Genomic DNA, 26,932 nt, shown 5'->3' on the forward strand with positions numbered 1-26,932 from the left:
CATGCGAAGCCTCTGGCTCTTCTGCCGCCGGAAGCCGCTCGGGGCCCTTGGCGCGGTCGTGGTGCTCGGCATGATCGCCATGGCGCTCTTCGCCCACTGGATCGCGCCGTACGCCTACGACGAGACCATCCGCGGGGCCCGCATGAAGCCTCCCGGCACCGCGTTCTGGATGGGCACCGACAACCTGAGCCGGGACATCTGGAGCCGCGTGGTGTACGGGGCGCGCGTGTCCGTCACGGTGGGCTTCGGAGCCGTGCTGCTCGGCAACGCTCTCGCCACGGTCATCGGCATCACCAGCGGCTACTTCGGGGGCAAGTACGACATCGCCGTGCAGCGAGTCGTGGACGCCTGGCAGTCCTTCCCGTTCCTGGTGGTGATCCTGTCGCTCATGGCGGTGCTCGGGCCGGGCCTCCTGAACGTGATCCTGGCGCTCGGCGTCCTCGGCGCCGCCGCGGCCTCGCGCGTGATCCGTGGGGCCACCATCTCGGTCCTCCAGAATGCCTACATCGAGGCGGCCCGCGCGATGGGCGCGGGGCACCTCCGGCTCATGCTCCGCCACGTCCTCCCCAACGTCGCGGCGACCATCATCATCCTCGCCACCATCGGCCTCGGCGGCGCCATCCTGGCCGAGTCGGCCCTGTCCTTCCTGGGCTTCGGCGTGCCGCCCCCCTACCCATCCTGGGGCGCCATGCTCTCCGGCTCCGGTCGCTCGTACATGTACCGGGCGCCGTGGATGGCCATCTGGCCCGGCGCCGCCATCTCGCTGGCGGTGTTCGGCTTCAACATGCTGGGCGATGCCCTGCGGGACGTCCTCGACCCGCGCCTCCGCGGCGCCGGCGGCGGGCGCATCCGCTAGCTAGGCGCGCGCGGACGGAGCGCCCATGGACTTCATCGCCCTCCACGCCGCGAGCAAGCCCCAGGCCGTCTGCCTCACCGAGGGCGAGCGCGCGTGGACCTGGGCGGAGTTCCTGGAGCGGCGCAATCGCCTGGCCCATTCGCTCGCGGGGCTGGGATTGTCGGCGGGCGAGAAGATGATCGTCTACGCCCACAACTCCCTCGAGGCCCTCCTCGCCCCGGCGGGGGCCCGGGCGCTGGGGGCCATTCCCGTCCCCATGAACCACCGGCTGGTGGCCGAGGAGGTCGCCTATATCCTCGACCACTCCGACGGCGTGATCGTCGCCGCCGACGACTCGTTCATCCCCGTGGTCGAGCAGGTGCGCCCGGGCGCCGGGAAGGTGCGGCACTGGATCCTCATGGGCGGGGCGCGGCGGCCCTGGGCGCTTCACCTCGACGACCTGATCCAGCGCGGCGGCCCGCACACGCCGCCGGCGGCGGGCGCGGCGGTCGGCGGCTCGATGATCTACACGGGCGGCACCACGGGGAAGCCCAAGGGCGCGCTGCGGGGGGCGGTGAATCCCGCCATCGTGCTCGGGTTCATGCAGGCGCTCGATCTCACCGACCCGAGCCACGTCCACCTCGTCGCGGGCCCCATGTACCACTCGGCGCCGGGCGGCTTCGCGCTCTTCACCCACATGCTGGGCGGCAGCGTCGTCGTCATGCCGAGCTTCGACCCCGAGGCGGCGCTCCGGACCATCGAGCGCCACCGCTGCACCAGCACCTTCATGGCGCCGACCCTGGTGAAGCGCATCGTCGACCTGCCCGAGCCCGTGCGCCGCCGCTACGACGTCTCGTCCCTGCGGGTGCTCGTGGTGGCGGCGGCCCCCTGCCCGATGCGCGTGAAGGAAGAGGCGATGCGCTACTTCGGCCCGGTGCTCTACGAGTTCTATGGCTCCACCGAGCTCAGCATCAACACGATCCTCCGTCCCGAGGACGTCCTGCGGAAGCCCGGGTCCTGCGGCCGGGCCGCGCCCGGCATCGAGGTCGCCATTCTCGACGACGAGGGACGCTCGCTCCCGGCGGGGCAGCCCGGCGAGCTGCACGTCCGTCGCTATGCCGGCATGTTCGACGGCTACTACAAGGACGCGGAGGCGACGCGGGAAACGGAGCGCGGTGACTGGGTCTCGGTGGGCGACGTCGCCTCCATGGACGCGGAAGGCTTCGTCTACATCTGCGACCGTAGGCGCGACATGATCATCTCGGGCGGCGTGAACATCTACCCGGCGGAGATCGAGGACGTGCTCCACCGGCATCCGGCGGTCCAGGATGTCGCTGTCTTCGGCGTGCCGGACGATGAGTGGGGCGAGCGCGTCCACGCCGCCGTCCAGCCGCGTCCCGGCGCGGCGCTGGGGGCCGGCGAGGTCATCGCCTTCGCGCGCCAGCACATGGCCGACTACAAGGTCCCCCGCGAGGTGTCCCTGCACCGGGACTTCCCCCGCGACCCCGCGGGCAAGCTCATCAAGCGCGAGCTGCGCGACCCCTACTGGGCCGGACGCGCCGCTCGCATCTGAGCGCGGGGGCCCGGCCCTGACGCCTCAGTCCTCCAGGTAGATTCCGTTGTGGCCCACGGAGTGGGCGGCCTTCGACGTCGGGAAGTAGGTGAGCCCGTGGGGGCCGGGATCGGTACGGATCGAGCGGATCACCTCGCCGGTCGTCGTGTCGATGACGGCCACCTCGCCGTGGTACCGGCCGGTGATCCAGAACTGCTTGCCGTCGGGCGAGAGCTGCCCCATGTCCGGGCTGCCGCCGATCTTCCACTCCCTGACCACCGTCCTCGACCCGACGTCGATGATGGAAATGGATCCACCCAGACGGTTGCTCACGTAGAGCGACTTCCGATCGTGGCTCATGAGGATGCCGTGCGTGCCCTTCCCCGTGGGGATGAAGGAGACCTGCTTCCACAGCTCCGGATCGATCACGTGGACGCCGTGCTTCTTCTGATTCGCGACGTACAGGAGATGGCTCCCGGGCACCCGCACGACGTCGATCGGCAACCCGCCCACCTTCATCGTGGCCACCACTTCGAGCCTGATGATGTCGACCTTCACGAGCCAGCCCGAATACTCCGTGCTGGCCACGAGGTAGCTGCCGTCCCGCGAGAAGGCCAGATGATCCACGCCCGGCTGCGGAATCGGCACGCTCTTCACGAGCGTCCACGTCCGCGGATCGCGGAAGTCGAGCCGCCGGTAGCGCTCCGCTACCACGACCGCGTACTTGCCATCCGGCGTGAAGTAGAGGTTGTAGGGATCGGGTACCGGGACCTCGCCCACGACCTTCCCGGTCGACGGATCGATGACCGTCAGGGAATTGCCCTTCGTGTTGTTGACGTAGAGCCGGGCGAGATCCCACGACGGGGTGACGTGATGGGGCTCCTTGCCGGTCGGATAGGTTCCGATGATCTGAAAGGTCTTCGGATCGATCACGTGCACGGTGTTCGCGATCGTGTTCGGCACATACACGCGCTCCGGATAGTGCCCCAGCGGGCTCTTGCCGGTCTCGTGCGGGTTCGCCACGGCCGGCAGGGTCACCGGCCCCCTCTCCGTCACGACCGCCGAGGGGGCGTCCCGATCGCGCCCATGGCCGTGGGAGTCCGTCTCGGCTCCCTGAGCCCCCCAGCTCAGGCTGAGGAACGAGACAGCCAGGACTCCCCAGCGCGCCACCCGACGTGCACGTCTCATGGCGGCAATAATTCAACAGGCCGATGCCCCGACTTGTCAAGTGGCTTGGCCTGCCCTACAGTTGGCGAACCCAGGCCCTGACCGCCCCCTTGCCGGGGCAGATGCGGAGGCGTGACGCCATGACCACCAAGGCCCTGACCGTGCTCGCGCTCCTTGCCTCGCTCGTTTCCGCGCCGGCGACCACGGCCCAGGAGACCCCCCGGGCCGGCGGCGTGATCAAGGCCGCCATGATCGGCGAGCCGCCGTCGCTGGACCTGCACTGGACGACAGCCGTGATCGTGCAGCAGATCACCTGGCACATCTACGAGACGCTCTACACCTACGACAAGTCCTTCAGCCCCATCCCCATGCTGGCCGAGGGTCACTCGGTCGCCGACGGCGGTCGGCGCTACACGATCACGCTCCGCAAGGGGGTCAAGTTCCACAACGGCAAGGAGATGACGTCGGCGGATGTGGTCCCCTCCCTCCAGCGCTGGGGGAAGATGGGCACCTCCGGCAAGCTCCTCTGGAAGAGGGTGGAGGTGGTGGAGGCCCGGGACCCCTACACCGTCGTCATCCACCTCAAGGAGCCGTCGGGCTCGCTCCTCTACGGCCTGGCCGAGCCCAACAACGCGGCGGCCATCTACCCCAGGGAGGTGATGGCGGCGGCCGGCGACGGGCAGATCAAGGAGTTCATCGGCACCGGCCCTTATCGCTTCGTGGAGCACAAGGCCGACCGGCACATCAAGCTGGCGCGCTTCAAGGACTACGCGGCCCGGCCGGAGCCGGCCCACGGCTGGGGCGGGAAGCGCATCGCCCACGCCGACGAGATCCTCTTCATCCCCGTCCCCGACGTCGCGGTGCGGCTGGCCGGCGTGGAGACCGGCGAGTACCACTTCGGGCAGAACATCAAGCAGGACCAGCACGAGCGGCTCAAGCGGAACCCCGCGCTCGAGGCGGGGGTCGTGAAGCCTTACGGCTGGATCACGGCGGTGCCGAACCACAAGCAGGGCATCATGACGAACAAGAAGGTCCGCCAGGCCTTCCTGGCCGCGCTGGACATGGATCCGATCATGGCCGCCGGCGTGGGCAACAAGGCCTTCTACCGGCTGGACGGGGCCCTCTTCTATCCCGAGCAGGGGCTCGCGCACTCCCAGTCGGGGGTCACGGGCTATAACCAGAAGAGCCGGGAGCGGGCACGGGCGCTCCTCAAGGAGGCGGGCTACAAGGGCGAGCCCGTCCGCTGGATCACGACCAAGGAGTACGACTGGATGTACAACACGGCCCTGGTCGCCAGGCAGCAGATGGAAGAGGCGGGCTTCAAGGTGGATCTGCAGGTCCTCGACTGGGCGACCCTCGTCCAGCGCCGGAACAAGCCCGAGCTCTTCGACATCTTCTCCACCGGCTTCACGCTGCGGGCGGACCCGGCGCTGGCGACGGCGATCCAGTGCAACTGGCCGGGCTGGTGGTGCCTCGAGGAGAAGGAGCGCCTGCTCGGCGAGATGCTCCGGGAGGGCGACCCCAGGAAGCGCCGCGCGATGATCGAGCGGCTCCAGGGCATCTTCTACGATGACGTGGGGCGCGTCAAGCTCGGCGACTACTTCCTCATGGACGTGACGCGCAAGGAGCTCCGCGGCTTCCGCGCGAGTCCCTTCCTGACCTTCTGGAACGTCTGGCTCGCGCGGTAGGCCGGGGCGCCGCGGGGCCGGCCGCATGAAGGTCTATCTCCTCCGGCGTCTCCTCGCGGTGGTTCCGGTCATGCTCGTGGTCGCCACGGTGGCCTTCGTTCTCATCCACCTGGCCCCGGGGGACCCGGCCAGCGTCATCGCGGGCCCCTACGCGACGCAGGACGACATCACCCGGCTCCACCACCAGCTCGGGCTCGACCAGCCGCTGCCGCTGCAGCTCGTCAAGTGGTACGGGCGCCTGCTCGCCGGCGACCTGGGGGATTCCATCTTCCTGCGCCGGCCCGTCAGCGAGGCCATCGTCGAGCGGCTCGAGCCCACGCTGCTGCTCACCGGCTGGGCGACGCTCATCGCCGTGCTCATCGGGATCCCCGCGGGCGTCCTCTCGGCGCGCTACCACAACTCGGCCCTGGACCAGTCCTTCATGGCGCTGGCGCTGGTCGGGCTCTCGGTGCCGAGCTTCCTCCTGGGGCTCCTCATGATCCTGGTCTTCGGCGTCTGGTTGGGCTGGCTCCCCGTGGCGGGCTACGCGCCGCTCGAGTCGGGGGTGTGGCCCAACCTGCGCTCGCTCCTGATGCCCGCCGTGTCCCTGGGCCTCGTCCAGTCGGCGCTCATCGCCCGCATCACGCGCTCGAGCATGCTGGATGTCCTGCGGGAGCAGTACATCCTGGCCAGCCGCTCCAAGGGGCTCGGAGAGCGCGCCGTCGTCTACAAGCACGCGCTCAAGAACGCCATCATCCCGACCCTCACGGTGATCGGCATCACGCTGGCGATCCTGATCGGCGGCGCCGTCGTCATCGAGACCGTCTTCAACATCCCGGGGCTCGGGCGGCTCATCATCTCCGCTGTGCTCCGCCGGGACTACCCGGTGATCCAGGGCGTGGTGCTGCTGATCGCCGTCGCCTACACCCTGGTCAACCTCCTCGTGGACCTGGCCTACCTGACCCTCGACCCGAGGATCCGGTATCGGTGACACGTGAGGCTTCCGCCCCTGCCGCGCCCCCTGGGGTCCTCGCTGTCGTCGCGCCCCCCCGCTGGCTCGGGCTCCGCGCCTTCCTCAGGCGCAGGACCGCCGTCCTGGGCGCGCTGCTGGTCGCGCTGAACCTGCTGGTCGCGCTGTCGGCTCCGGCTGTGGCGCGCCTGGACCCGCAGTTGCTGGACGTCCGGGCCCGGCTCTCGGCCCCCACGGCCGCACACTGGTTCGGCACCGACCACGTGGGCCGTGACGTGTGGAGCCGCGTCGTGCACGGCGCGCGCCTCTCGATGCTGGTGGGGGGCTCGGTGGTGCTGCTGGCCTGCGCGGGCGGCCTCGTCTTCGGGCTGCTGGGAGGCTTCTACCGCGCCCTCGATAACCCGCTCATGCGTGTCATGGACGGGCTCATGGCCTTCCCGGGGATCATCCTCGCCATCGCCCTCATGGCCTCCCTGGGCCCGAGCGTGCTCAACGTCATCACGGCGCTGGGCGTGGTCTACGTCCCGCGCGTGGCACGGATCGTCCGCGGCTCGGTGCTCGTGGTCCGCGAGACCGCCTACGTGGAGGCCGCCCGCGCCCTCGGCATCCCCGACACGCGGATCCTGCTGCGTCACATCCTCCCCAACTGCCTCTCGCCGGTGATCGTGCAGGGAACCTTCATCTTCGCGGCCGCCGTCCTCGGCGAGGCCGCCCTGTCCTTCCTCGGCGTGGGGGTCCCGCCCCAGATCCCGTCGTGGGGCAACGTGCTGGCGGAGGGGCGACTGTACCTGCAGCAGGCGCCGTGGCTGATCGTGTTCCCGGGCGCGGCCATCATGGCGGGCATCCTGGGGCTCAACCTCTTCGGGGACGGGCTCCGCGACCTCCTGGATCCGCGGCTGCGGGGGGTGCAGGGGGCTTCGCGCGAGGGCTGAGCCCGCGCCCTACCGCGGCCGCACCCGGGCGGGCGTCTGGGGCCGCGCGGCGGGCTTCGTCAAGTCGGTGACGGCCTCGCGCAGCGTGGTGAGCAGCGCCAGCGCCTCCGGGCCCAGCGGCCGCTGGCGGGGGTGGATCACATCCAGGCTCCGGGCGATGGGCTCTGCGTCCGAGATCTCGATGGACACCAGGCGCCGCTGACGGATCTCCTGCGCCACCGCCAGGAGCGGGAGGAAGGCGAGCCCCATCCCCCGGTCCACCATCCGCTTTGCCGTCTCGATGGTCTCCACCTCGAGCACCACGTTGGGGACGAGGCCCGCACGGCGGAAGAGCCCGTGGCTCAGCGTCCAGTCGCTGGAGCCGCGGTCGAAGAAGATGAGCGGACGGTCAGCGATCTCCTCGAGCGCGGCCCGCCGTGACCGCGGCGGCCAGGAGGCGGCGCGCCCCACCAGGGTGAGCGGATCCTCCCGGAGGCTCACGGTCTCCACCCCCGGATGATGGAGGGAGCGGGCGACGCCCAGCTCCGCCTCTCCCCGGAGCACCATCTCCAGCACCTCCTTCGAGTGCCCGGAGCGCACGGTGATCATCACGGCGGGATGCCCGGCCTGGAAGCGGTGGAGGACGTCGGGGAGGAGGTAGGTGCAGATGGAGAGCGCAGCGGCGATCTGGAGCGTGCCGGCGCTGCCCTGGCGGAGGTCGTGGACGGCCTGGCGCGCCAGCGCGGCCGCGCGCAGGAGCTGCTCTGCGTGGGGCTTGAAGGCACGGCCCGCGGCGGACAGGGCCAGCCCGCCGCGGCCGCGCTCGAAGAGTGCCACGCGCAGGGAGTCCTCGAGGGCCTTGATGCGCGCGCTCACGGCAGGCTGGCTGATGTTGAGCGCCTCGGCCGCCCGGCGGAAGCCGCCGTAGGTCCCCACCGCCAGGAACGCCTCGATCTGCCCGATCTCCACGTCCGATTCACTTCCTTGATGCGGATATTTACGTCGATACACGAGAATTATAGCATCAGCCAGGCATACGACTTGGCCACTGACTATAAACTTACTTTATCAGGGCGATAGAAATGTTGCGTTTGGCCTACCTCGCATGAGTCGGCAGACTCATCCCACGGGAACCCGATCCACACCACCACCACCCACCGTCGCCGGGCGGACCACACGGATCGCGCCGGCGGCGACAGCCCGAGCGAGGGGAAAGACATGGAGAGCAAGGGGAAGGTCTTCCGGGAGCTGCTGCAGGACGAGCCGTATCTGTTCACGGGCGGCATCTACTCACCGCTGGACGCCCAGATCGCCGAGCGCGCGGGGATGAAGTCCATCTATCTCAGCGGCTACTCGGTGGCCATGATGAACGGCTGGCCCGACATGGGCCTGCTCACCATGACCGAGGTGGCCAAGACCGCCTCCATGGTGGCCTCGGCCGTGGAGGTGCCCATCATCGCCGACGCCGATGACGGCTACGGCAACGCGCTCAGCACCATGCGCACCGTCGCCGAGTTCGTCAAGACCGGCGTCGCCGGCATCCACCTCGAGGACCAGCGCTTCCCCAAGCGCTGCGGTCACATCGCCGGCAAGACCATCCTCGGCCGCGAGGAGGCCCTCGGCAAGTACAGGGCCGCCCTCGACGAGCGCAACCGGCTGGACCGCGACTTCGTCATCATCGCCCGCACCGACGCCTTCGGCGCCGTCGGCGGCAGCATGGAGGAGGCCATCTGGCGCGGCCGGGCCTACGCCGATGCCGGCGTGGACTCGGTGTGGTGCGAGCTGTCCAGCTCCGACCGGGGCCCTGCCATCGAGTTCGCCCGCGCGATGCGGAAGACCCACCCACAGCTCCCGCTGTCCTTCAACTACTCCTCTTCCTTCCGCTGGCACCGGGACCCCGACCCGCTGACCTTCCGGGAGCTGGGGGAGCTCGGCTACAAGTTCATCTTCATCACGCTCTACGGCGCTCACGCCGCCATGTACTCGGTGTGGAACCACATGCACGAGCTGGTCAAGAACGAGGAGCAGGCCCAGTGGACGCTGGAGCGCCTCAAGGCCGGCCATCCCACGGAGAGCCACCACGTCATGTCCCGCGTCGCGCTCTTCCAGGAGTACGAGCACAAGTACATCCCCGGCACCGAGGAGCGCCTCAAGGCCTCCGACGGCTTCGCCGAAGGGCACCGCTAGACGCTCAGCCCGGCCCCGCCCGCTCCCCGGCTCCCCGGAGGGGAGCGGGCGGTCTACCCTTGACTCGCCGGCGGGCCTGCCTCTAGGATAGCGACGCCCTTCACCCACACCGTCGCCACTCGAGGAGGCACGCCCCATGAGCAAGAAGGCCGAGAGCCAGCCCTCTCCCGTCACCCGCCGCGCCTTCCTCAAGACCGCCTCCGGTGCCACCGCGGCCGCTGCCCTGGCCGGGCCCTTCCCCGCGTCCGTCAACGTGGCCCGCGCCCAGAGCCGCCCGATCAAGGTCGGCATCGTGTCGGCCTATTCCGGCGTGTTCTCCGTGGTGGGCAAGCGCAGCGAGCTGGCCATTCGCCTTGCCTTCGAGAAGTCGAAGTACCGCGACCGCGTGAAGTTCTTCATCGAGGACAGCCAGGTCAAGCCGGACGTGGCCGTCCAGAAGGCCCAGCGGCTGGTGGAACGGGAGGGCGTGGACGTCCTGGTGGGCCCGGTGGCGGGGCACGAGGGGCTCGCCGTCTCGGAGTACTGCAAGACCAAGAAGAAGCTCATGCTCCTCGTCTACGGCGGCAACGTGAAGATCGCCGGCGAGAACTGCAGCCGTTACACGTTCATGGTGGGCCACACGATCTGGAGCGTGAGCGCGCCGGTGGTGCCGTGGGTCCTCGAGACGCTCGGGAAGGACGTCTTCCTGATCGGCTCGGACTACATCACCGGCCGGGACATCGTCCGCTGGATGGACGAGGGCATCAAGAAGGGCGGCGGGCGCATCGTCGGCACGACCTTCCCCCCGCTGGGCAACAGCGAGTTCGCCCCGTACATCGCCCAGATCAAGAACGCCAGCCCCCGGCCCAAGGTCGTCACCGGCTTCGTCGGCGGCAGCGACCTCGTGGCGCTCGCCAAGCAGTTCGACGAGTTCGGCCTCAAGCGCGACGGGATCGTCATGGTGCAGACCATCGGCGGCTTCTCCGACGTCCAGGCCCGGGCGATGGGCGAGGCGGGAGTCGGGCACTACGACATCATCCACTACTCGCACTGGCTGACCCACAAGGAGAACCAGGACTTCGTCGCCGACTTCAAGAAGTTCGCCCCGGAGGAGCTGGTGGATGACGCCCACGCCATCGGCCACGACGTGGGTACCTGCATCGTGCACGGGCTGGATGCGGCCGGCGGGGTCCCCGACAACGACAACGAGAAGATGATCGACGCCATCGGCAAGCGCCGGTGGGTGGGACCGCGGGGCGAGTGCTCCTTCGGCCCCAACCACGTGATCAAGCACCCGCTGAACATCCGCCAGATCCAGAAGGTCGGCAACGAGTACCGGTCCATCCCGATCAAGAACCTCGGCGCCATGGGGACCCCATGGGACGCCTCGGGGCCCGGAGGCGCCTGCAAGCTGTAGGGCCGGGCGGGCCTGCGTGGCCTCCCCCGAGGTCCTCCTCACCAACTTCCTCTACGGCCTCACGATCGCCTCGGCGCTGATCCTCATCTCGTCGGGGCTGTCGCTCATCTTCGGGGTCGTCGGCGTCGTCAACTTCTCCCACGGCTCCTTCTGCATGCTGGGGGCCTACGTCGGCTACTCGCTGGTGATGGTCACCGGCTCCTTCTGGGCCGCCCTCGCGGTGGCGCCGCTCGTGGTGACGGCCGGCGCGATGCTGATGGAGCGCTTCACGCTGCGCCCCCTCTACGGGCTCAATCCCCTCTACCAGCTCTTCCTCACCTTCGCGCTGAGCCTCGTCTTCTCCAACCTCGTGCTCATGCTCTGGGGCGGGGACACGGTGTCCATCTCGACGCCCCCCTACCTGCGTGGGTTCGTCTCGATCCTCGGCATCGCCTACCCGACCTTCCGCCTCTTCGTGCTCGTCTTCAGCGTCTGTCTGGCCGCGGCGCTCTGGCTCTTCATCGAGCGCTCCGTCTGGGGGGCCGTGCTCCGGGCGGGGCTGCACAACATGGAGATGGTCGAGGCCTTCGGCATCAACACGCGCGCGCTGGTCAGCGGCGTCTTCGCCGTGGGCGCGGGGCTCGCCGCCGTAGCGGGCGTCGTCATGGGCGCCATGCGCAACGTGAACCCCGAGATGGATCTCGATCTCATCACGAGCGCCCTCATCGTCGTGGTCATCGGCGGGCTCGGCAGCTTCCGCGGCGCCGTCATCGGCTCGCTGATCCTCGGCACGGCGGAGTCCTTCGGCGCCCAGCTCCTGCCGGGTCTCGCCAAGTTCATCGTCTGGATCGTCATGGCCGCGATCCTTCTCTGGCGCCCGGAGGGGCTCGTGAGGGACGCGTGACCGCCCGGCTCGCCGCGGCCGGCGTGCTGCTGGCCCTCCTGGCACTCCCGCTCGGGGCGGGCACGCTCTACTCGGACTTCTACCTCTCGCTGGCGATCCGCGTCCTGGCCTTCGTGATCCTCCTGCTCGGCTTCGATCTCCTGGCGGGCTACGGCGGTTTGATCTCCTTCGGCCACGCGATGTTCTTCGGCTCAGGCGCCTACGCCGCCGCGCTCACGCTCAAGCATGTCACGACCTCCGTGTGGGTGGCGCTGGCCGTGGCCATCGCGGTGAGCGCCCTCCTCGCCCTCATCGTGGGCTTCCTCTCCATCCGGGCGCGGGAGATCTACTTCGTCTTCCTCACATTCGCCTTCGCCCAGTTCGCCTACCACGCGGTGAACTCCTGGGAGTGGGCGGGGGCGGCCAACGGCCTGCCCGGCATCCCGCCCCCGTCCCTCTGGCTGACGGGCCGGCTGCCATTGGACCTCGACCGCCGCAGCGTCTTCTACTACTTCGCGCTCGCCATGGCCGCGGCGGCGTTCCTCGTGGCACGCCGGATCGCGGCCTCCGCCTTCGGGCGCGTGCTGGTCGGCATCCGCGAGAACGAGGAGCGCGCCCGCTTCCTCGGCTACGACGTCACCCGCTGCCTCCGCCGCGCCTTCCTGATCTCCGGCGTCTTCGCCGGGGTGGGCGGGGCCCTGCTGGCTTCCTTCCAGAGCTTCGTCGCCCCAACGCTCTACCACTGGAGCGTGTCGGGCGAGGTGCTGCTCATGGCGCTGCTCGGCGGCATGGGCACGCTGGTAGGGCCCATGGCGGGCGCCGCCTTCGTCATCGTGCTGGGGGACTTCCTCTCCTCCTGGCTCGCGGAGCGCTGGCTCCTCGTCATGGGGCTGATCTACGCGGCCTGCGTGCTCTTCTCGCCGACCGGCTTCGCCGGCATCGCGCGGCGCCTGGGGGCCCTCCGTGGCTCTGCTGAGACTCAGCGGGCTCCGTAAGGCCTTCGGGAGCCTCCAGGTCATCGAGGACCTCGAGCTCACCGTCGAGGCGGGGCGCATCACCTCGGTGATCGGGCCCAACGGCGCCGGCAAGACGACCCTGTTCAACCTGATCACGGGCCGGCTCCCCCTGGACGCCGGACGCATCCTCTTCAAGGAGCGGCCCATCACGGGGCTGACCCCCGACGCCATCGCGCGGCTGGGCCTGGCGCGCTCGTTCCAGATCACGAATGTCTTCCCCGCGCTCAGCGTGCGGGAGAACGTGCGGCTCGCCGCCCAGGCCCACGAGCCCGGCGCCCTCTCCCCCTGGCGCCCCGCCGAGCGTCTCGCCGGGGCGGCCGACCGGGCCGAGGCCGCGCTGGCCCAGGTGGGGCTCAGCGCGCTGCGAGACCGGCTCGCGCAGACGCTCTCCCACGGCGACCAGCGCCACCTGGAGATCGCGATGACGCTGGCGACGGGGCCCGAGCTGCTGCTGCTCGACGAGCCCACCTCCGGCATGTCGGCCGTGGAGACGGGCCGCACCATGACGCTCATCGGGGAGATCGCGCGGCGGGTCACGGTGCTCATCATCGAGCACGACATGGACCTCGTCATGGGTCTCTCCCACCGGGTGGCCGTCATGGCCTTCGGCCGGAAGATCGCGGAGGGCACCCCGGCCGAGGTGGCCCGCGACCCCGAGGTGCGCCGCGTGTACCTGGGGGATCTCTGATGGCGCCGGGTCCCGGCCCCGCGCTGGCCCTCGAGGGCGTCAACACCTACTATGGCCCGAGCCACATCCTCTTCGACCTCGGGCTCACGGTGGGCGAGGGCACGGTGACCTGCCTCCTGGGACGGAACGGGGCGGGCAAGACCACCGCCATGCGGACCATCATGGGCCTCACCCCGCCCCGCTCCGGCGCCATCACCTTCCGGGGGACGCGCATCTCGGGCCTGCGCCCCTGGCAGATCTTCCGCCGGGGCATCAAGCTGGTCCCGCAGGGGCGCGGCATCTTCCCACCGCTCTCCGTGGAGGAGAACCTCCGCCTCGCGCTCCTCCGCGCCGAGGTGCCCGACCCCAGGGCCGAGATCGAGAAGGTCTTCGCCCTCTTCCCGGTGCTCGCCGAGCGGCGGCGCCAGCGGGGGCAGACCCTGTCAGGTGGGGAGCTGCAGATGCTGGCCATCGCCCGCGCGCTGCTGGGGCGCACCGGCCTCATCCTCATGGACGAGCCCACGGAGGGGCTGGCGCCGCTGGTGGTGCGCGCGATCCAGGAGACCCTCCACCGCATCAAGCGGGAAGGCGTGACGGTGCTGCTGGCCGAGCAGAACGCGCGCATGGCGCTGGACGTGGGGGACTGGCACCACATCATCGATGACGGGCGCATCCACTTCTCGGGCAACAGCCGCAGCATCCTCGGCAACGAGGAGATCATGACGCAGTACCTCGGCGTCTCCCAGCGCTGACCCGACGGAGGCCACGCCCACGGCGGGACGCGCCGGTCGAGCCGGGGGTCAGCGGCCGGTGAGGAGGCGGAGGGCCGCGTCGTGCAAGCGTCCGTTGCTGGCGAGCACGCTGCCGCCGTAGATGGTGGGGCATCCCGAGAAGTCGGTGAGCCGCCCGCCCGCCTCCTCCACCAGGATCTTCACGGCGGCGATGTCCCAGGGCTTGAGATCGACCTCGGCGTAGACCTCGGCTCGTCCCTGGGCCAGGAGACCATAGCCGTAGTAGTCCCCGAAGCCGCGGGTGCGGGAGGCCGCGTCCACCAGGCGGACGAAGCCGTCCCAGCACGGCGTCGCGCGGAGCAGCTTGAGGTCGGAGTGGAGCACGGTGGCCGCCTCCAGGCTGTCGAGGTCGGAGACGCGGAGACGCTCGCCGTCGCAGAAGGCCCCCTCGCCCTTCCGCGCCCAGAAGCACTCGCCGCTGGCCGGGTTCAGCACCACGCCCGTGGTGACCTCGCCCTGCTCCTCGAGCCCGATGAGGACAGCCCAGACGGGGATGCCGCGGACGAAGTTCCTGGTCCCGTCGATGGGATCGATGATCCAGCGCCGGTCGGTGGGCCCTTGCTGACCGAACTCCTCTCCCAGGAAGCCGTGATCGGGGAAGGCGCGCCGGAGGATCGCCGTGATGGCCTGCTCCCCCTCGCGGTCGGCCTGGGTCACGGGCGTCTGGTCGGGCTTGAGCGTGACCTCGAAGCCGCCGCGATAGTACTTCATGGCGATCTCGCCGGCGGCCCGCGCGGCGGCGAGCGCCGCGGCGACGGTGGGGTGGGACGGCGTCACTCCCACTCGCCGCGCTCCTCCAGCGCCGCCTTGCAAACCTCCAGCGCCTCCACGACCACGGGCATGCCACCGTAGGTCACCTGCTGGAAGATCACCTCGGCCACCTCCTGACGCGTGGCCCCCACGTTGAGCGCGGCGTGGACGTGGGCGCGGAGCTCGGCCCGCCGGTTCAGCACGGTGAGCGAGGCCACCGCGCAGAGCTCCCGCTGCTTCTGCGAGATCACCTCGCGGCTGTAGAGCTTGCCGGTGAAGAACAGGCTGAGCTCCTTGGCGAGGCCCTTGTCGAACTTCTTCCACGTCTCGAAGCCCACTCCTCCCTTGAGCGTGTGAAAGAGCATCTGCCCCGTCTTCTTCGTCGTCTCCCTGAGCGTCTCGTCCATGGGTCCCCTCCCGGGATCCGCCGCGGGCCTCCGGGGCCCCGCGGTCGGGCATGTCTCCGCCCGAGCATTGTACCTGGACAGGGCCGGGGGCGATCTGCCAGACTCGCGGGAACGTGTCCAGGTCATCCAAGAAGCCCCTGCGATGTCGGCGATGCGGCAGCCACCAGGTCCGCCGGGCCAGCCGGGTTGGCCTGCTCGAGCGCCTGATGAGCGTGGGCTACGTCTACCCGTTCCGCTGCGAGGTCTGCCAGCACCGCTTCAAGGCCCTCCGGTGGGGCGAGCGCTATGTCCGGGCGCAGCCCGACCGCCGCCGGCACGAGCGCCTGCCGGTGGACTTCTGGACCACGCTCTTCTGGAAGGACGGCGAGCGGCAGGGGCGCGTACGGGACCTCTCCGAGGCCGGGGCGACCCTCGAGGCGGACCTGCCCGTCGCCCCGGGCGAGTCCCTCGAGCTGACGCTACAGCCCAACGACTCCGAGCCCCCCATCACGGTGGAGGTGGCCGTGGTCCGCTCCGTGCAGTCGGGCCGGCTGGGCCTGCAGTTCATCCGCGTCAAAGGCGGCGACGATGAGCGGCTCGGGAAGTTCCTGCGCGAGCGAGGAGGACGCCGATGGACCCGCTGACCTGCCCGAGGTGCCGGAGCCCGCATGTCCGCCGCGTGGGGCGCGACTGCGCCGTCGAGCGGCTCCTGAGCGCCGCCTACATCTACCCCTTTCGCTGCCAGATCTGCGAGCTGCGGTTCAAGCGCCTGCGCTGGGGTGAGCGCTACGTCCGTGTGGAGCTGGACCGCCGCGACTTCAGCCGGGTCGCAGCGAACATCTGGGCGGCCGTGGTGTGGCAGGGGCGCCAGAGCCAGGCCACGGTGCGCGACCTCTCGGTGGCCGGCTGCTGGCTCGAGACGGACGCGCCCGTGCCCATCGGCGAGCTGGTGCGCCTCAGCCTCGAGCCGGAGGACGAGGCGCCCATCGAGGTCGAGGTGGGCGAGGTCCGCTCCGCCGGGGCCGGGCGGCTCGGCATCAGGTTCGTCCGCGTGGACCCCGTCCACCGTGAGCGGCTCTGCCAGACCGTGGCGGACCTGCTCGCCGCCTCTCCGCCCGCCGCGCCACCGGCCTGAGCGGCCCGCCGGCTGCCCGGACGGGGCGCCGTCAGGGCTCGATCCGCTCGAGGATCCGCGTGAGCTCCCCCGGTGCCGAGAGCATGGCGTTGTGGGCGCACGTCATGTCCACCGGGGTCACACCCAGGCGTGCGGCGTAGCCCGCGGCGCGATCGGGCGGCACTGCCACATCGGCCAGGCAGCGGATGTAGGTCCGGGGCACCCGCATCGCGTAGAAGACGCGCAGGTCCACCGGTTCCACGAAGGGCCGGATGGCCTGCGGGGTCAGGAGCGACAGCGCCCGGAGCGCCCGAGGATGATCGCGGGACAAGTCCCCCATCCAGCGGGCCCACGCCGTCTCCGCCGGGTAGAGAAAGGTGCCGTCGCCGCGCCCCGCCACCATGCCGCGGAGCAGCTCGCGCGCCGGAGCCGTGGCATTGGTCGCCGCGAGATTGCCGCCATCGGGCACCACCACCGCGGCCAGGAACACCAGGTGCGCGACACGCCCCGGGCAGAGCTCGGCCACCTTGGGGATCACGATGCCCCCCATGGAGTGGCCGACCACGATGCCCCGCCCGACCCCCTCGCGCGCCATGGCGTCGGCCACGGCGCGCGCGTAGCTCTCCACGCTCGCCCGGCGGACCTCGCCGGCGCGTCGGCCGTGGCCGGGCAGGTCCAGCGTCACCACCTGATGGCCCCGCCGACGCAACAGCGCCCGGACGGCGTCCCAGCACCAGGCGCCGTGGCAGGCGCCGTGAACGAGCACGTATTGCTTGGTCATCACGAAGCCCGTGTTGGGGGTTGACTGCAGCGGCTGCGGCCTCTAGCGTAGATGCCAAGCACCATAGCACACGCCAGCGGCGTGACCGGCCCTCAACCTGCAGCGAGTGTCAGGACAAGGAGCCCCGTATGGCCACCATCGAGCGGTACTGCGCCAAGGACGTCTTCGACCCGCCCGCGTACTCGCAGGCCGTGAAGGTCACCGGCGCTCAGACCATCCTCTTCCTCTCGGGCCAGGTGGCCTATGACGCCCAGGGCCAGCCGGCCCACCGCGGCGACTTCGCCGCCCAGGCGCGGGCGGTGTTCCAGGCGATCCGGTCGCAGGTGGAGGCGGGCGGGGGCACGCTCGGCAGCGTCGTCAAGCTCAACACCTATCTCACGGACATGCGTCATCGGGCGGAGCTTCAGCCGGTGCGCACGGAGTTCTTCGGCCCGAAGACGCCGGCCTCCACGCTGGTCGCGGTGGCGGCCCTGGCGCACCCCGACTGGCTCATCGAGGTCGAGGCCATCGCGGTGGTCTGAGGAACGATCGTGACCGGCGACATCAACCCGTTCATCTTCCGCGCCTACGACGTGCGCGGGAAGGTCGGCCTGGATATCACGCCCGAGGTCTTCGAGGAGGTGGGGCGCGCCTACGGCACGCTCATCCGCCGCAACGGCGGCCGCAGCATCGCCCTCGGCATGGACAACCGGCTCTCTTCCCCCGCGCTCAAGGAGGGCTTCGCCCGGGGCTGCCTCGGCACAGGCCTCGACGTGGTGGACATCGGCGTCAACCACACGCCGCTCCTGTACTTCGCCACCGCCCACTGGGGGCTCGACGGCGGCGCCACGGTCACCGGCAGCCACAACCCGGTCTCGGACAACGGCGTCAAGATGGTCCACCCGGGGGCGGCACCGCTCACCGAGGAGGAGATCCAGGGGCTGCTCGCGGCCATCCGCCGCCAGGACTTCGAGCAGGGCGCCGGCCGGCGGACGGCGCGCGATCCCAGGGAGGACTACTTCGGCGCCATCGCCGCCCACGTGAAGCTGACGCGCCCGCTGCGCGTGGCGGTGGACGCGGGGAACGGCATCGCCGGCTCCTTCGCCCCCGAGCTGCTCCGGCGGCTCGGGTGCGAGGTGACCGAGCTCTACTGCGAGTCGGACGGCTCGTTCCCGAACCACCTGCCGGATCCCGAGATGGAGGAGAACATGCGGGATCTCGTCGCGCGCGTCCTCGAGACCCGGGCGGACGTGGGCATCGCCTACGACGGGGACGCCGACCGCATGGGCGTGGTGGACGAGCGCGGCCGACGCCACGAGGCCGACCTCATCCTGGCGTTGCTGGCGCGGGACCTCCTGACGCGGCACCCGGGGGCGGAGATCGTCTTCGACGTCAAGTCCTCCCAGGTTCTCGTGGACGACATCCGCGCGCACGGAGGCCGGCCCGTCATGTGGAAGACCGGCCACTCCCATCTCAAGCGGAAGATGCGCGAGGACAAGATCCTGCTCGGGGGCGAGGTCTCGGGCCACATGTTCTTCGGCGAGAACTGGTACGGCGTGGACGACGGAATCCTGGCCTCGTGCAAGTTCCTCGAGCTCTGCTCGCGGAGCCCGCGGCCCGTCTCCTCCCACTTCGACACGCTGCCGCATCTCTTCGCCACCCCCGAGCTCAAGGCGCCCTGTGCCGACGCGAAGAAGTTCGACGTCGTGGCGGAGCTGGCGCGGGAGTTCAAGGGGCGCTACGAGACGATCGACATCGACGGCGTGCGCATCCTCTTCCGCGAAGGCTGGGGACTCGTGCGGGCCTCCAACACCAACCCGTACCTCACCCTCCGGTTCGAGGCGAAGACCGAGCGGGGGCTCCGCGAGATGATGGCCACCGTCTACGACGCCCTCCGCCGCCACCCCTTCGTGACCCTGCCGGCCTGAGCGGACGAGCGATGCGGCTCCACCCCTTCCGGGCGCTGCGCCCCGCTGCCGGCCTGGCGCCCCGGGTCGCCTCGCCCCCCTACGACGTGGTCAGCCGCGAGGAAGCCGCCCGGCTGGCGGCCGGCAACCCGCTCTCCTTCCTCCACGTCTGCCGCTCGGACATCGACGTGCCGGCGGACGTGCATCCCCACGACGCGCGCGTCTACGCCAAGGCGCGGGAGAGCCTCGACCGTCTCGTGGCGGACGAGGTGCTGATCCGCGAGACCTCTGCGGCCCTGTACCTCTACCGCCAGGTGATGGGCGGGCGGGCCCAGGTGGGGGTGGTCGGCTGCGTGCACGTGGACGACTACGAGCAGGGGGTCATCCGCCAGCACGAGCGGACCCGGCCCGACAAGGAGGACGACCGTACCCGCCACGTGCTCACGCTCGACGCCCATGCCGAGCCGGTCCTCCTCGCCTATCGCGGACGGCCGGAGATGGCCCGGCTGGCCGAGGCGGGCATGCAGGCGCCCCCGCTCCACGACTTCACAGCCCCCGACGGGGTGCGCCACACGGTGTGGCGCCTCGCCGACCCTGCGGCCTGGGTCGCCAACTTCGGCGCCGTCACGCGCGCCTATGTCGCAGACGGGCACCACCGCTCGGCCAGCGCATGGCGGGCGGCGCGGGAGCGCCGCGCGGCGAACCCCCACCACCGGGGCGACGAGGAGTACAGCTGGTTCCTGGCCGCGCTCTTCCCGGCCGCCGAGCTCCGCATCCTGCCCTACAACCGCGTGGTCCGCGACCTCAAGGGGCAGACGGTGCCGGAGGTGCTGGAACAGCTCGGCAGGCTCGGGCGCCTATCACCGACAGGCGACCCGGCGCCGCCCCGTCCGGGGAGCTTCTGCCTCTACCTCTCGGGCCGCTGGCACCTGCTGGAGCTTCCTGAGGCTGCGACCGACAGGGTGGATCCGATCGGCTCCCTCGACGTCTCCCTCCTCCACGACCGCATCCTGGGCCCGGTGCTCGGGATCGGCGACCCGCGCACCGATCAGCGCCTGGACTTCGTCGGCGGGATCCGCGGCGCGCGGGCGCTCGAGGCGCGCGTGGACTCGGGAGAGATGGCGCTGGGGGTGTCGATGTACCCGACGACCATGGAGCAGCTCCTGGCCGTCGCGGACGCGGGGGCGATCATGCCGCCCAAGAGCACGTGGTTCGAGCCCAAGCTCCTGAGCGGCCTCTTCGTCCACACGCTGGGCTGACCGTCCGGCGGGACGAAGGCGGCACGGCAGGACCGGAGGAGGCCGCGATGACGACCGACGCCCGCGTGGCAGGCGCGGCGCCGGGCCTGACGCTCAGGTCCGGCAACCAGATGGTGGTGGAGGGCGCCCTCCGCGCCGGCTGCCGCTTCTTCAGCGGCTACCCGATCACGCCCGCCTCGGAGATCTACCGCGAGATGACGCTCCGCCTCCAGGCGCGCGGCGATGTGGCCCTCGGTGCGCCGGACGAGATCTCCGCGCTCTGCTACTGCATCGGCGCCTCGCAGCGCGGCGTCAAGGCGATGACGGCGACCTCCGGTCCCGGCTGGGCGCTCATGGTCGAGGCCTTCCAGTACGCCCTCATGGCCGAGACCCCCGTCGTCGTCGTTCTCGTCCAGCGCCTCGGCCCCAGCACCGGCGGCGCCACCCAGGGCGGCCAGGGCGATGTGCTTCTGGCGGAGTTCGCGACCTCCGGCGGCTACACCGTGCCCGTCTTCGCGCCGAGCACCCCGGTCGAGTGCTTCACCCTGGCCATGGCCGCCTTCAGCTGGTCGGAGGCGCTCCGGACCCCGGTGGTCCTCCTCAGCGACAAGGAGGTCGCCATGACCTACGAGGCCGTGGACCTGGCCGGCTTGCCCGAGGTGCCCGTCCACTCCCGCCCCCCGGCGACCGCGGAGGGGTACCGCCCCGTCCAGTTCGCCACGCCCGACGAGGTGCCCCCGTTCGCTCCGCTCACGGGCCCGCTCAAGGTCACCGTCACCGGCTCCGCCCACAACAAGGACGGCTGGCTCAGGAAGAACGACGCCGAGACCCTGGAGGTGCTCCGTCACCTCGAGGCGAAGATCGCCGCGCGGGCGCAGGACATGGCCATGGTGGTGCCGGACCTCCAGGACGACGCGGAGGCGCTCGTGCTGGGCTACGGGATCACGAGCCGGGCTGCGCGCGAGGCCATGCGCCTCGGCCGCGCAGCGGGACGGCGGCTGTCGTTCCTGGGCCTCCTCACCCTCTTCCCCGTCCCCGTGGAGGCGATCCGCGAGGCGGCCCGGACGGCCCGGCGGGTGGTCGTCGCCGAGGAGAATCTCTCCGGGCTCTACCGCAGGGTGCTGGCGGGAGCGCTCCCCGACCGCGAGTGGCACGGCGTCAACAAGCTCGGCAGCATGATCCGTCCCTCCGAGATCCTGGAGGCTCTGTGATGACGGCTCCCGAGCAGCCGTCCTTCCTCGGCGATCGCCCCTTCCCCTACTGCAAGGGCTGCGGCCACGGCCTCGTGGCGCGGGGCCTCGGCAGGGCGCTCGCCGGCCTCGGGCTCGACCCGAGCCAGATCGTCCTCACCACCGACATCGGCTGCGTCGGGCTCGTGGACCCGCTCTTCCCCGCCGTGCACACCGTCCACACGATCCACGGGCGCTCGACGGCCGTGGCCGCGGGCGCGGTCCTGGCCGACGCGCTGCTGGGCGAGGGGCGGATGAAGAACATCGTCATGATCGGCGACGGCGGCGCCACCATCGGGCTCCTGCACCTGACCCAGGCCGCCCTCATGAACGTGGACCTCGCGGTGCTGCTGCACAACAACATGCTCTACGGCATGACCGGAGGCCAGCACTCGGCGCTCACACCCGAGGGCTTCGCCACCTCCACGACGCTCCAGGGCAACTGGGTACCGGCTCTCGATATGGAGCAGCTGCTCCGCGGCTGCCAGGCCGGCTTCTTCGCCCGCCAGCTCGCCACCGATGCCGAGCTGGCCACGGTGATCGCCGAGGCCATCGCCTTCCCGGGCTTCGCGCTGGTCGAGATCCTCGAGCTGTGCACGGGCTTCGGCGTCCCGCTGAATCACATGGACGGCAAGGCGCTGAGAGCCCTGGCCGAGGCCGATGGGCGCCAGCTCGGCAGGCTGATCCACCGCAAGGACAGGCGGCCGTATCACAAGGTCTATCGCGCGCACTTCCCCGCGCCGTCCGGCCCTCCCGGGGCGGTGCAGCCTCCCGAAGCCCCCGCCCCCGCCTTCCCGCATCGCCTGCAGCGCCCCGTCACGCTGGTCATCGCCGGCAGCGCCGGGGAGCGGGTGCAGACGGCGGCGGCCACGCTCTGCCAGGCCGCCGTGCTCTCGGGGCTCCACTGCGTGCAGAAGAACGACTACCCGGTGACGGTGGGCAGCGGCTTCTCCCTCTCGGAGGTGAAGCTCTCGCCCGAGCCGATCCTCTACACGGGCACGGAGGCGCCAGACGCCGTGCTCATCACCTCCGCCGACGGACTCAGGGAGATCCGCGGCCGCGGCGATCTCGGGCGGCTGGCCCCCGGCGCGCTCGTCATCGCCGATGAGAGCCTCGCGGCGGATCTCCCCGTGCGCGGGGCACTCTGCCTGCCGCTCCGGCGGGCGCTCTCGCCAGCCGCGGCGGCCCTCGGCGCCGTGGCCGTCCTGAACCACCGCCGCGGAATACTCGCCCGCGAGGCGCTCCTGGCCGCCACAGCCGGCCTCGGCGGAAGTGCGGGCGGGATCCTCGAGCGAGCGCTGGACGCCGCCCTGTCTCTCGCCCCTGAGGCCGCCGCGCGCTCTGTCGAGGAGGGTCGCCCGTGACGGCGGAGCTCAGATCCTCATCGAGGCCTTCAGCGCGTCGCGCTCCGCCCTCGGCCGTCACCAGGTGGTCGTGGCGGGCATGGAGACCCCCGTCCGCGTCTACCCGACGCGCATGGACCTCGCGCGGCGGGCGTCGCCGTGTTCGTCCTCGACGACGCCGGGGCCTCGCGAATTGATGGGGTCAGGTCTTGCAATCCAGCACGTGTTGGATTGCAAGACCTGACCCCACGAGCCACGAGACGGTCATCTCCCGGGGCGGAGGCGCCCGGACCCTGCCAGCGCCACGAGCACGCCCCCGCCCACGAGACAGAGCGCGCCGACCGCGAGTCGCGTCGACCACGTCCCGGCCTGACTGCCGACGAGATACGCGCTCAGGAGCCGTTCCAGGCCGATCGCCATCAGCAGGAGGCCGGCGGCCAGGAGCGCCCTCAGGGTGGCTGCGGTTGGCGTGGCTCGGCCCCTATTCCGGCGCAACCCTGGGCAGCTCCACGCGGGTGGCGTCAATCACGCCCGAAGGAGCCGTGGTCCCGATCACGACCACGAAGGTTCCGGCGGGCCAGCGGTGAATCCTGGTCGGCCGTTCCCGCCACTGCCACGGCTCGGCGGGGTCCCGCCAGACGCGCACGACGTCGGCGCCGCGGATCCGGACCTCGAGGAGATCCGTTCTCCCGTTGACCCCAACCTCTTCAATCATCAGCACGCCTGCCGCGGGATCGAGGGACTGTAGAAGGCCCGCATGGCGGACCAGACCACCCGCGTCGGTGCCGCTGGTGGCGGCCGCCACCATGAGGAGAGCACCAGCGACCGCCAGCCGCCCCATAGGTCCATTAGTAATCGATCGGGTCGACCGCTTGTCAAGGGCCAATCCGAGGCGACTGCACGGACGCGGGGTCCGGGCGTTCAGGTCCGCAGCGGCCGTGCAGTCGCTTCCCGACGCGGCCGTCATGCTGCACTCCTCTCGACTGCTCCGGAGCGCGCGCGCGGGGGGTTGAAGCGGCCCCCTATCCGGGCAATAATCGCTGTGCCCGAGTCCGGAAAGGACCTGCAACGCATCCCGAGGGAGGCTGCCGCATGGATCAGGAGCAGAAGAGCGGGTACACGCCGCGGGAGCGCGTCGTCGCGGCCTACAAGGGCGGTTTCGCCGACCGCGTCCCCGCCTACCCCATCGCCGGGGTCTTCGCCGGCTGCCTCGACGGGCTCTCCATCGAGGAGTACTGCACCGATCCCGTGAAGGCCACCCGGGCGATGCTCAACTTCTACGATCGCTACCAGCCCGACATCATGATCGCCTTCAACGACCTGGCCAAGGAGGCCGAGGCCACGGGCTGCCACGTCAAGTACTCCGACTACGTGGTCCCCTCCATCGACCGTCACGTGCTCCAGGACGACAAGGGCCGGCTCGCGCGGATGGAGGTGCCCGACCCCAGGCGCGACGGCCGGATCCCGGCCTTCCTCGAGCAATGCGCGGCGCTGTCGGCGGCGAGGCTCCCGAGCGCGCTGGGCTCCGTGAACGTGGGCCCCTGCACCATCGCCATGCTCATGCGCAACCCGGAGCTGTTCTGCCTCGACACCATCGACGACCCGCCCTTCGTCCACGACCTCATGCGCTTCGCCACGGAGCTGGCCAAGCGGGTCGGGGATGCGGTGCTGGAGACAAAGATCGGGCTCTCCTACTCGGATCCGACGGCCTCCTGCTCCCTCCTCGGCCCCGACACCTACCGCGAGTTCGTCAAGCCCTACCACACGGAGCTGGTGAACTACTTCAGGGCGAAGAAGGTCGGCACCACCCTGCACATCTGCGGGACGACGCACCAGATCCACGCTGACCTGATGGACGCGGGCTTCACGGCCATCACCATCGACCTGGACCAGCAGGCCGACCCCGCGCTCAAGGTCGACCAGCTGGACAAGCTGGTGACCCTCGGCAACCAGCGCGGCGTCGTGGGCATCGGCAACGCGGACGTGACCATCTTCGAGCGCGCGACGCGCGCCGAGATCGAAGCCGAGGTGCGTCGCTGCATCGACACGGTGGGGCGGCGCTCGCGCTTCGTCCTGTCCACCTCGTGCGAGCTGCCCCCGCGCGCCGACCCCGACTGCGTGCAGTGGTTCATGGACGCTGCCCGCGACTACGGCCGCTACGAGCGGATGCTCGACCGGTGATCCCCGGGGTCGGCGTCTCGGTGATGCCGCTGGAGAACCGGCGGGGGACCATCGTCCACCTGGCGACGGAAGCCGAGCGCCTCGGCTACGAAGCCTGCTTCCTCACCGAGACGTGGGCACATGACACGACGGTGCTCCTCGGGGAGCTGGCCGTCCGCACCCGGCGCATCGCCCTCGGCTCAGGCGTGCTCGGGATCTGGGGACGGAGCGCCGGGACGCTGGCCATGGCCGCCGCCACGCTCGACGACCTCTCCGGCGGGCGCTTCACCCTCGGGCTCGGCGCCAGCACGGCCCAGCTCACCGAGGGGCTCCATGACGTGCCCTTCGGCGCCCCCGCCAGGAGGATGCGCCAGGTGATCACGCAGGTGCGGGCGCTCCTCCGGGGCGAGCGCATCCCCCTGGGCAACGGCAACGGGGCTCGCGCGCTCAGGCTCAACCTGCCCCCGGCGCCCCGGGTGGCGATCCATGTCGGTGGACTCTCGCCGGAGACGATCCGGCTCACCGGCGAGCTGGCGGATGGCTGGCTGCGCTTCCTCTACCCTCGCTCGCGCCTCCGCCAGGCGGTGGCGCTGCTCGAGGAAGGCGCAGCGAGGAGCGAGGCGCCGCGCGACCTCCCCCGGATCTGCCCGACAATGCCGACGGTCGTCGCCGACGACCCGGCGGAGGCGCGCACGGGCGCCGCCTGGTTCGTCGCCTTCTACCTGACCTCGATGGGGCCCTTCTACCCGCAGACGATCTCCCGGCTGGGCTTCGAGAAGGAAGTCCAAGCCGTCGTCGCGGCCAACCCCGCGCGCGGCTCGGCCATCGTGCCGCCAGAGGCCGAGCGGCTGCTGGACGAGCTGACCGTCTACGGGACGCCCGACCAGGCGCGCGCCCGCCTGGCCCGCTGGCAGGAGGCGGGCGCCGAGCTGCCCATCCTGCTGCTCTCGCCCAACCTGTCCGCCGCGCAGATCGACTTCGCGCTGCGCGCGCTCCGCTGAGGAGGACTCCCGTGTCGACGCCTGCGCCTGCTCCCGATCCCGCCCCCATCAGCCGCTTCCCCGTGCCGGATCCGGCCTCGCTGCCAGAGGACATCCGCCAGGTCATCGAGACCAACACCAAGAAGGCCGGTTTCACCCCCAACGTGTTCCTGGCGTACGCCTGGAAGCCGGACCACTTCCGCGCCTTCTTCCACTACTACGACGTCCTGATGCGGGGGGAGTCCGGGCTGTCGCGCGCCGAGCGCGAGATGATCGTGGTGGCCGCCAGCGCCGCGAATGCGTGCACCTACTGAACGGTGGCTCACGGAGCGGCGCTCCGTGTCCTGAGCAAGCACCCCTACATCGCCGACCAGATCAGCGCGAATTACCGCCACGCGGAGGTCACCCCGCGCCAGCGGGCCATGCTCGACTTCGCCGTGAAGATCACGCTCGACTCGGGGGCCATCGAGGCGCCTGACCTCGAGGCGCTCCGCCGCGAGGGCTTCGGCGACTCGGACATCTGGGACATCGGGTCGATCGCGGCCTTCTTCAACCTCTCCAACCGCATGGCCAACCTCTCCGCCATGCGGCCCAACCGCGAGTTCTACACCATGGGCCGCGGCCAGTGAGAGCATCGCCCGGCGCGCAGCCGGCCGGGGCGGGGGGCCTTCCCCGCGGAACCGTGGCTTCTGCGCGCTGCCGGAGCCCAAGACCTCGATCTCGTGGCCCCTTCCGAGACGTCGCCGCGGGGTGCGACTCAGCGCGTTCCGCGGGGAGGGCCCCCCGCCCCGGCCGGCGTTCTGTCTTCGGATCGCCGAGAGAGCGCCCTACCGCGCCGGCTTGACCCAGATGCCGCGATCGTGCATGAGGCGGATCTGCCGCTTGATGACCTTGTCGCGGTACTCCTTGTGCTTCATGGGCGCGCGCTTGAGGTAGAGGTTCTTCGGGTAGATGGGCTTCTCGTAGAGGAGCTGGTAAAGCTCGGTCCGGAGGTCCTTCATCCAGTTGTCCCACTGGGCGCGCGCCCGGTGGTCCCGGAGCGCC

Annotated in this window: 29 protein-coding genes; 21 read left to right on the plus strand and 8 right to left on the minus strand. The window is 70.7% G+C overall.

Annotated elements, in window-relative coordinates:
* The first annotated feature begins 1 nt into the window (after window position 1).
* Entirely contained in the window at window positions 2–856 is an 855-nt protein-coding gene (locus HYV93_06745; protein MBI2525664.1) for an ABC transporter permease, read from the plus strand.
* Window positions 857–881: 25 nt separating this feature from the next.
* Complete coding sequence (locus HYV93_06750; GenBank protein ID MBI2525665.1) at window positions 882–2,408, plus strand: AMP-binding protein; 1,527 nt, start codon at window positions 882–884, stop codon at window positions 2,406–2,408.
* Window positions 2,409–2,432: 24 nt separating this feature from the next.
* On the opposite strand, the gene HYV93_06755 is transcribed toward HYV93_06750, so the two are convergent.
* Entirely contained in the window at window positions 2,433–3,425 is a 993-nt protein-coding gene (locus HYV93_06755; GenBank protein MBI2525666.1) for a hypothetical protein, read from the minus strand.
* Window positions 3,426–3,694: 269 nt separating this feature from the next.
* On the opposite strand from HYV93_06755, the gene HYV93_06760 reads away from it, so the two are divergent.
* Genes HYV93_06760 through HYV93_06770 form a run of 3 tightly spaced genes read left to right on the plus strand, consistent with a single transcriptional unit; the run spans window position 3,695 to window position 7,123 of the window.
* Window positions 3,695–5,242 carry an ABC transporter substrate-binding protein gene (locus tag HYV93_06760; protein ID MBI2525667.1) on the plus strand — a complete coding sequence of 516 codons (1,548 nt, stop codon included), beginning with the start codon at window positions 3,695–3,697 and terminating at the stop codon, window positions 5,240–5,242.
* Between the two features lie 25 nt (window positions 5,243–5,267).
* Window positions 5,268–6,212, plus strand: coding sequence for an ABC transporter permease (locus tag HYV93_06765; protein ID MBI2525668.1), 945 nt, complete (start codon window positions 5,268–5,270; stop codon window positions 6,210–6,212).
* Complete coding sequence (locus tag HYV93_06770; GenBank protein ID MBI2525669.1) at window positions 6,209–7,123, plus strand: ABC transporter permease; 915 nt, start codon at window positions 6,209–6,211, stop codon at window positions 7,121–7,123. Before HYV93_06765 ends, HYV93_06770 begins: the two co-directional genes overlap by 4 nt.
* A 9-nt stretch (window positions 7,124–7,132) precedes the next feature.
* Here the strand turns inward: HYV93_06770 and HYV93_06775 are convergent, their stop codons facing one another.
* Complete coding sequence (locus tag HYV93_06775; protein MBI2525670.1) at window positions 7,133–8,071, minus strand: LysR family transcriptional regulator; 939 nt, start codon at window positions 8,069–8,071, stop codon at window positions 7,133–7,135.
* Between the two features lie 249 nt (window positions 8,072–8,320).
* On the opposite strand from HYV93_06775, the gene HYV93_06780 reads away from it, so the two are divergent.
* The 6 genes from HYV93_06780 to HYV93_06805 all read left to right on the plus strand — a co-directional run bounded on the left by HYV93_06780 (window position 8,321) and on the right by HYV93_06805 (window position 13,982).
* Entirely contained in the window at window positions 8,321–9,289 is a 969-nt protein-coding gene (locus HYV93_06780) for an isocitrate lyase/PEP mutase family protein (protein ID MBI2525671.1), read from the plus strand.
* Window positions 9,290–9,425: 136 nt separating this feature from the next.
* A complete protein-coding gene (locus HYV93_06785) occupies window positions 9,426–10,685 on the plus strand; it encodes an ABC transporter substrate-binding protein (protein MBI2525672.1) in 1,260 nt (419 codons plus the stop codon).
* 16 nt (window positions 10,686–10,701) lie between these two features.
* Complete coding sequence (locus HYV93_06790; GenBank protein ID MBI2525673.1) at window positions 10,702–11,568, plus strand: branched-chain amino acid ABC transporter permease; 867 nt, start codon at window positions 10,702–10,704, stop codon at window positions 11,566–11,568.
* Window positions 11,565–12,542 (plus strand): branched-chain amino acid ABC transporter permease, encoded by a 978-nt coding sequence (locus HYV93_06795; protein MBI2525674.1) that lies wholly within the window; start codon window positions 11,565–11,567, stop codon window positions 12,540–12,542. Before HYV93_06790 ends, HYV93_06795 begins: the two co-directional genes overlap by 4 nt.
* Window positions 12,511–13,251: an ABC transporter ATP-binding protein gene (locus tag HYV93_06800; GenBank protein ID MBI2525675.1), complete on the plus strand. Its 741-nt coding sequence runs from the start codon at window positions 12,511–12,513 to the stop codon at window positions 13,249–13,251. The genes HYV93_06795 and HYV93_06800 overlap by 32 nt, the downstream gene beginning before the upstream one ends.
* Window positions 13,251–13,982 (plus strand): ABC transporter ATP-binding protein, encoded by a 732-nt coding sequence (locus HYV93_06805; protein ID MBI2525676.1) that lies wholly within the window; start codon window positions 13,251–13,253, stop codon window positions 13,980–13,982. The genes HYV93_06800 and HYV93_06805 overlap by 1 nt, the downstream gene beginning before the upstream one ends.
* A 48-nt stretch (window positions 13,983–14,030) precedes the next feature.
* Here the strand turns inward: HYV93_06805 and HYV93_06810 are convergent, their stop codons facing one another.
* The gene (locus HYV93_06810; protein ID MBI2525677.1) at window positions 14,031–14,804 is read right to left on the minus strand and encodes a hypothetical protein; all 774 of its coding nucleotides are present in this window, start codon (window positions 14,802–14,804) and stop codon (window positions 14,031–14,033) included.
* Complete coding sequence (locus HYV93_06815; protein ID MBI2525678.1) at window positions 14,795–15,178, minus strand: carboxymuconolactone decarboxylase family protein; 384 nt, start codon at window positions 15,176–15,178, stop codon at window positions 14,795–14,797. The genes HYV93_06810 and HYV93_06815 overlap by 10 nt, the downstream gene beginning before the upstream one ends.
* Window positions 15,179–15,384: 206 nt before the next feature.
* Here HYV93_06815 and HYV93_06820 point away from each other — a divergent pair, with 206 nt between their 5' ends.
* Together HYV93_06820 and HYV93_06825 are read left to right on the plus strand one after the other, a co-directional pair.
* On the plus strand, window positions 15,385–15,801 hold the full coding sequence (locus tag HYV93_06820) for a PilZ domain-containing protein (GenBank protein MBI2525679.1): 417 nt from the start codon (window positions 15,385–15,387) through the stop codon (window positions 15,799–15,801).
* Entirely contained in the window at window positions 15,789–16,292 is a 504-nt protein-coding gene (locus HYV93_06825; GenBank protein MBI2525680.1) for a PilZ domain-containing protein, read from the plus strand. The genes HYV93_06820 and HYV93_06825 overlap by 13 nt, the downstream gene beginning before the upstream one ends.
* A 31-nt stretch (window positions 16,293–16,323) precedes the next feature.
* Here the strand turns inward: HYV93_06825 and HYV93_06830 are convergent, their stop codons facing one another.
* Window positions 16,324–17,052, minus strand: a complete 729-nt coding sequence (locus HYV93_06830) for an alpha/beta fold hydrolase (protein ID MBI2525681.1) — start codon at window positions 17,050–17,052, stop codon at window positions 16,324–16,326.
* 128 nt (window positions 17,053–17,180) lie between these two features.
* Here HYV93_06830 and HYV93_06835 point away from each other — a divergent pair, with 128 nt between their 5' ends.
* Genes HYV93_06835 through HYV93_06855 form a run of 5 tightly spaced genes read left to right on the plus strand, consistent with a single transcriptional unit; the run spans window position 17,181 to window position 22,769 of the window.
* The gene (locus HYV93_06835; protein MBI2525682.1) at window positions 17,181–17,573 is read left to right on the plus strand and encodes a RidA family protein; all 393 of its coding nucleotides are present in this window, start codon (window positions 17,181–17,183) and stop codon (window positions 17,571–17,573) included.
* A gap of 9 nt (window positions 17,574–17,582) precedes the next feature.
* Complete coding sequence (locus tag HYV93_06840) at window positions 17,583–18,959, plus strand: phosphomannomutase/phosphoglucomutase (protein ID MBI2525683.1); 1,377 nt, start codon at window positions 17,583–17,585, stop codon at window positions 18,957–18,959.
* An 11-nt stretch (window positions 18,960–18,970) separates the two neighbouring features.
* Window positions 18,971–20,197, plus strand: a complete 1,227-nt coding sequence (locus HYV93_06845; protein ID MBI2525684.1) for a DUF1015 domain-containing protein — start codon at window positions 18,971–18,973, stop codon at window positions 20,195–20,197.
* Window positions 20,198–20,244: 47 nt separating this feature from the next.
* Window positions 20,245–21,387: a hypothetical protein gene (locus HYV93_06850; GenBank protein MBI2525685.1), complete on the plus strand. Its 1,143-nt coding sequence runs from the start codon at window positions 20,245–20,247 to the stop codon at window positions 21,385–21,387.
* On the plus strand, window positions 21,387–22,769 hold the full coding sequence (locus tag HYV93_06855) for a 2-oxoacid:acceptor oxidoreductase family protein (protein MBI2525686.1): 1,383 nt from the start codon (window positions 21,387–21,389) through the stop codon (window positions 22,767–22,769). The genes HYV93_06850 and HYV93_06855 overlap by 1 nt, the downstream gene beginning before the upstream one ends.
* 243 nt (window positions 22,770–23,012) lie before the next feature.
* Here HYV93_06855 and HYV93_06860 read toward each other — a convergent pair whose 3' ends face one another.
* Entirely contained in the window at window positions 23,013–23,168 is a 156-nt protein-coding gene (locus HYV93_06860; GenBank protein MBI2525687.1) for a hypothetical protein, read from the minus strand.
* Between the two features lie 61 nt (window positions 23,169–23,229).
* Complete coding sequence (locus tag HYV93_06865; protein MBI2525688.1) at window positions 23,230–23,589, minus strand: hypothetical protein; 360 nt, start codon at window positions 23,587–23,589, stop codon at window positions 23,230–23,232.
* Window positions 23,590–23,840: 251 nt separating this feature from the next.
* Here HYV93_06865 and HYV93_06870 point away from each other — a divergent pair, with 251 nt between their 5' ends.
* Genes HYV93_06870 through HYV93_06880 form a run of 3 tightly spaced genes read left to right on the plus strand, consistent with a single transcriptional unit; the run spans window position 23,841 to window position 26,517 of the window.
* The gene (locus HYV93_06870; protein MBI2525689.1) at window positions 23,841–24,929 is read left to right on the plus strand and encodes a uroporphyrinogen decarboxylase family protein; all 1,089 of its coding nucleotides are present in this window, start codon (window positions 23,841–23,843) and stop codon (window positions 24,927–24,929) included.
* Window positions 24,930–24,952: 23 nt separating this feature from the next.
* Entirely contained in the window at window positions 24,953–25,909 is a 957-nt protein-coding gene (locus tag HYV93_06875; GenBank protein MBI2525690.1) for an LLM class flavin-dependent oxidoreductase, read from the plus strand.
* Between the two features lie 11 nt (window positions 25,910–25,920).
* Window positions 25,921–26,517, plus strand: a complete 597-nt coding sequence (locus HYV93_06880) for a peroxidase-related enzyme (GenBank protein ID MBI2525691.1) — start codon at window positions 25,921–25,923, stop codon at window positions 26,515–26,517.
* 198 nt (window positions 26,518–26,715) lie between these two features.
* Here HYV93_06880 and HYV93_06885 read toward each other — a convergent pair.
* Window positions 26,716–26,932: nitrilase (locus tag HYV93_06885; GenBank protein MBI2525692.1), on the minus strand; the 217-nt coding region annotated here is incomplete at its 5' end.

It is taken from the genome of Candidatus Rokuibacteriota bacterium (assembly GCA_016188005.1).
In the GTDB taxonomy this organism is placed as follows: Bacteria; Methylomirabilota; Methylomirabilia; order Rokubacteriales; family CSP1-6; genus UBA12499.

Excerpts from the sequence above, each read along its gene's own strand:
- HYV93_06745 (MBI2525664.1), top strand. The coding sequence starts at position 2 with ATGCGAAGCCTCTGGCTCTTCTGCCGCCGGAAGCCGCTCGGGGCCCTT.
- HYV93_06750 (MBI2525665.1), top strand. The coding sequence starts at position 882 with ATGGACTTCATCGCCCTCCACGCCGCGAGCAAGCCCCAGGCCGTCTGC.
- HYV93_06760 (MBI2525667.1), top strand. The coding sequence starts at position 3,695 with ATGACCACCAAGGCCCTGACCGTGCTCGCGCTCCTTGCCTCGCTCGTT.
- HYV93_06765 (MBI2525668.1), top strand. The coding sequence starts at position 5,268 with ATGAAGGTCTATCTCCTCCGGCGTCTCCTCGCGGTGGTTCCGGTCATG.
- HYV93_06780 (MBI2525671.1), top strand. The coding sequence starts at position 8,321 with ATGGAGAGCAAGGGGAAGGTCTTCCGGGAGCTGCTGCAGGACGAGCCG.
- HYV93_06785 (MBI2525672.1), top strand. The coding sequence starts at position 9,426 with ATGAGCAAGAAGGCCGAGAGCCAGCCCTCTCCCGTCACCCGCCGCGCC.
- HYV93_06805 (MBI2525676.1), top strand. The coding sequence starts at position 13,251 with ATGGCGCCGGGTCCCGGCCCCGCGCTGGCCCTCGAGGGCGTCAACACC.
- HYV93_06815 (MBI2525678.1), bottom strand. The coding sequence starts at position 15,178 with ATGGACGAGACGCTCAGGGAGACGACGAAGAAGACGGGGCAGATGCTC.
- HYV93_06820 (MBI2525679.1), top strand. The coding sequence starts at position 15,385 with ATGAGCGTGGGCTACGTCTACCCGTTCCGCTGCGAGGTCTGCCAGCAC.
- HYV93_06825 (MBI2525680.1), top strand. The coding sequence starts at position 15,789 with ATGGACCCGCTGACCTGCCCGAGGTGCCGGAGCCCGCATGTCCGCCGC.
- HYV93_06830 (MBI2525681.1), bottom strand. The coding sequence starts at position 17,052 with ATGACCAAGCAATACGTGCTCGTTCACGGCGCCTGCCACGGCGCCTGG.
- HYV93_06835 (MBI2525682.1), top strand. The coding sequence starts at position 17,181 with ATGGCCACCATCGAGCGGTACTGCGCCAAGGACGTCTTCGACCCGCCC.
- HYV93_06845 (MBI2525684.1), top strand. The coding sequence starts at position 18,971 with ATGCGGCTCCACCCCTTCCGGGCGCTGCGCCCCGCTGCCGGCCTGGCG.
- HYV93_06850 (MBI2525685.1), top strand. The coding sequence starts at position 20,245 with ATGACGACCGACGCCCGCGTGGCAGGCGCGGCGCCGGGCCTGACGCTC.
- HYV93_06855 (MBI2525686.1), top strand. The coding sequence starts at position 21,387 with ATGACGGCTCCCGAGCAGCCGTCCTTCCTCGGCGATCGCCCCTTCCCC.
- HYV93_06860 (MBI2525687.1), bottom strand. The coding sequence starts at position 23,168 with ATGGCGATCGGCCTGGAACGGCTCCTGAGCGCGTATCTCGTCGGCAGT.
- HYV93_06865 (MBI2525688.1), bottom strand. The coding sequence starts at position 23,589 with ATGGGGCGGCTGGCGGTCGCTGGTGCTCTCCTCATGGTGGCGGCCGCC.
- HYV93_06870 (MBI2525689.1), top strand. The coding sequence starts at position 23,841 with ATGGATCAGGAGCAGAAGAGCGGGTACACGCCGCGGGAGCGCGTCGTC.
- HYV93_06875 (MBI2525690.1), top strand. The coding sequence starts at position 24,953 with ATGCCGCTGGAGAACCGGCGGGGGACCATCGTCCACCTGGCGACGGAA.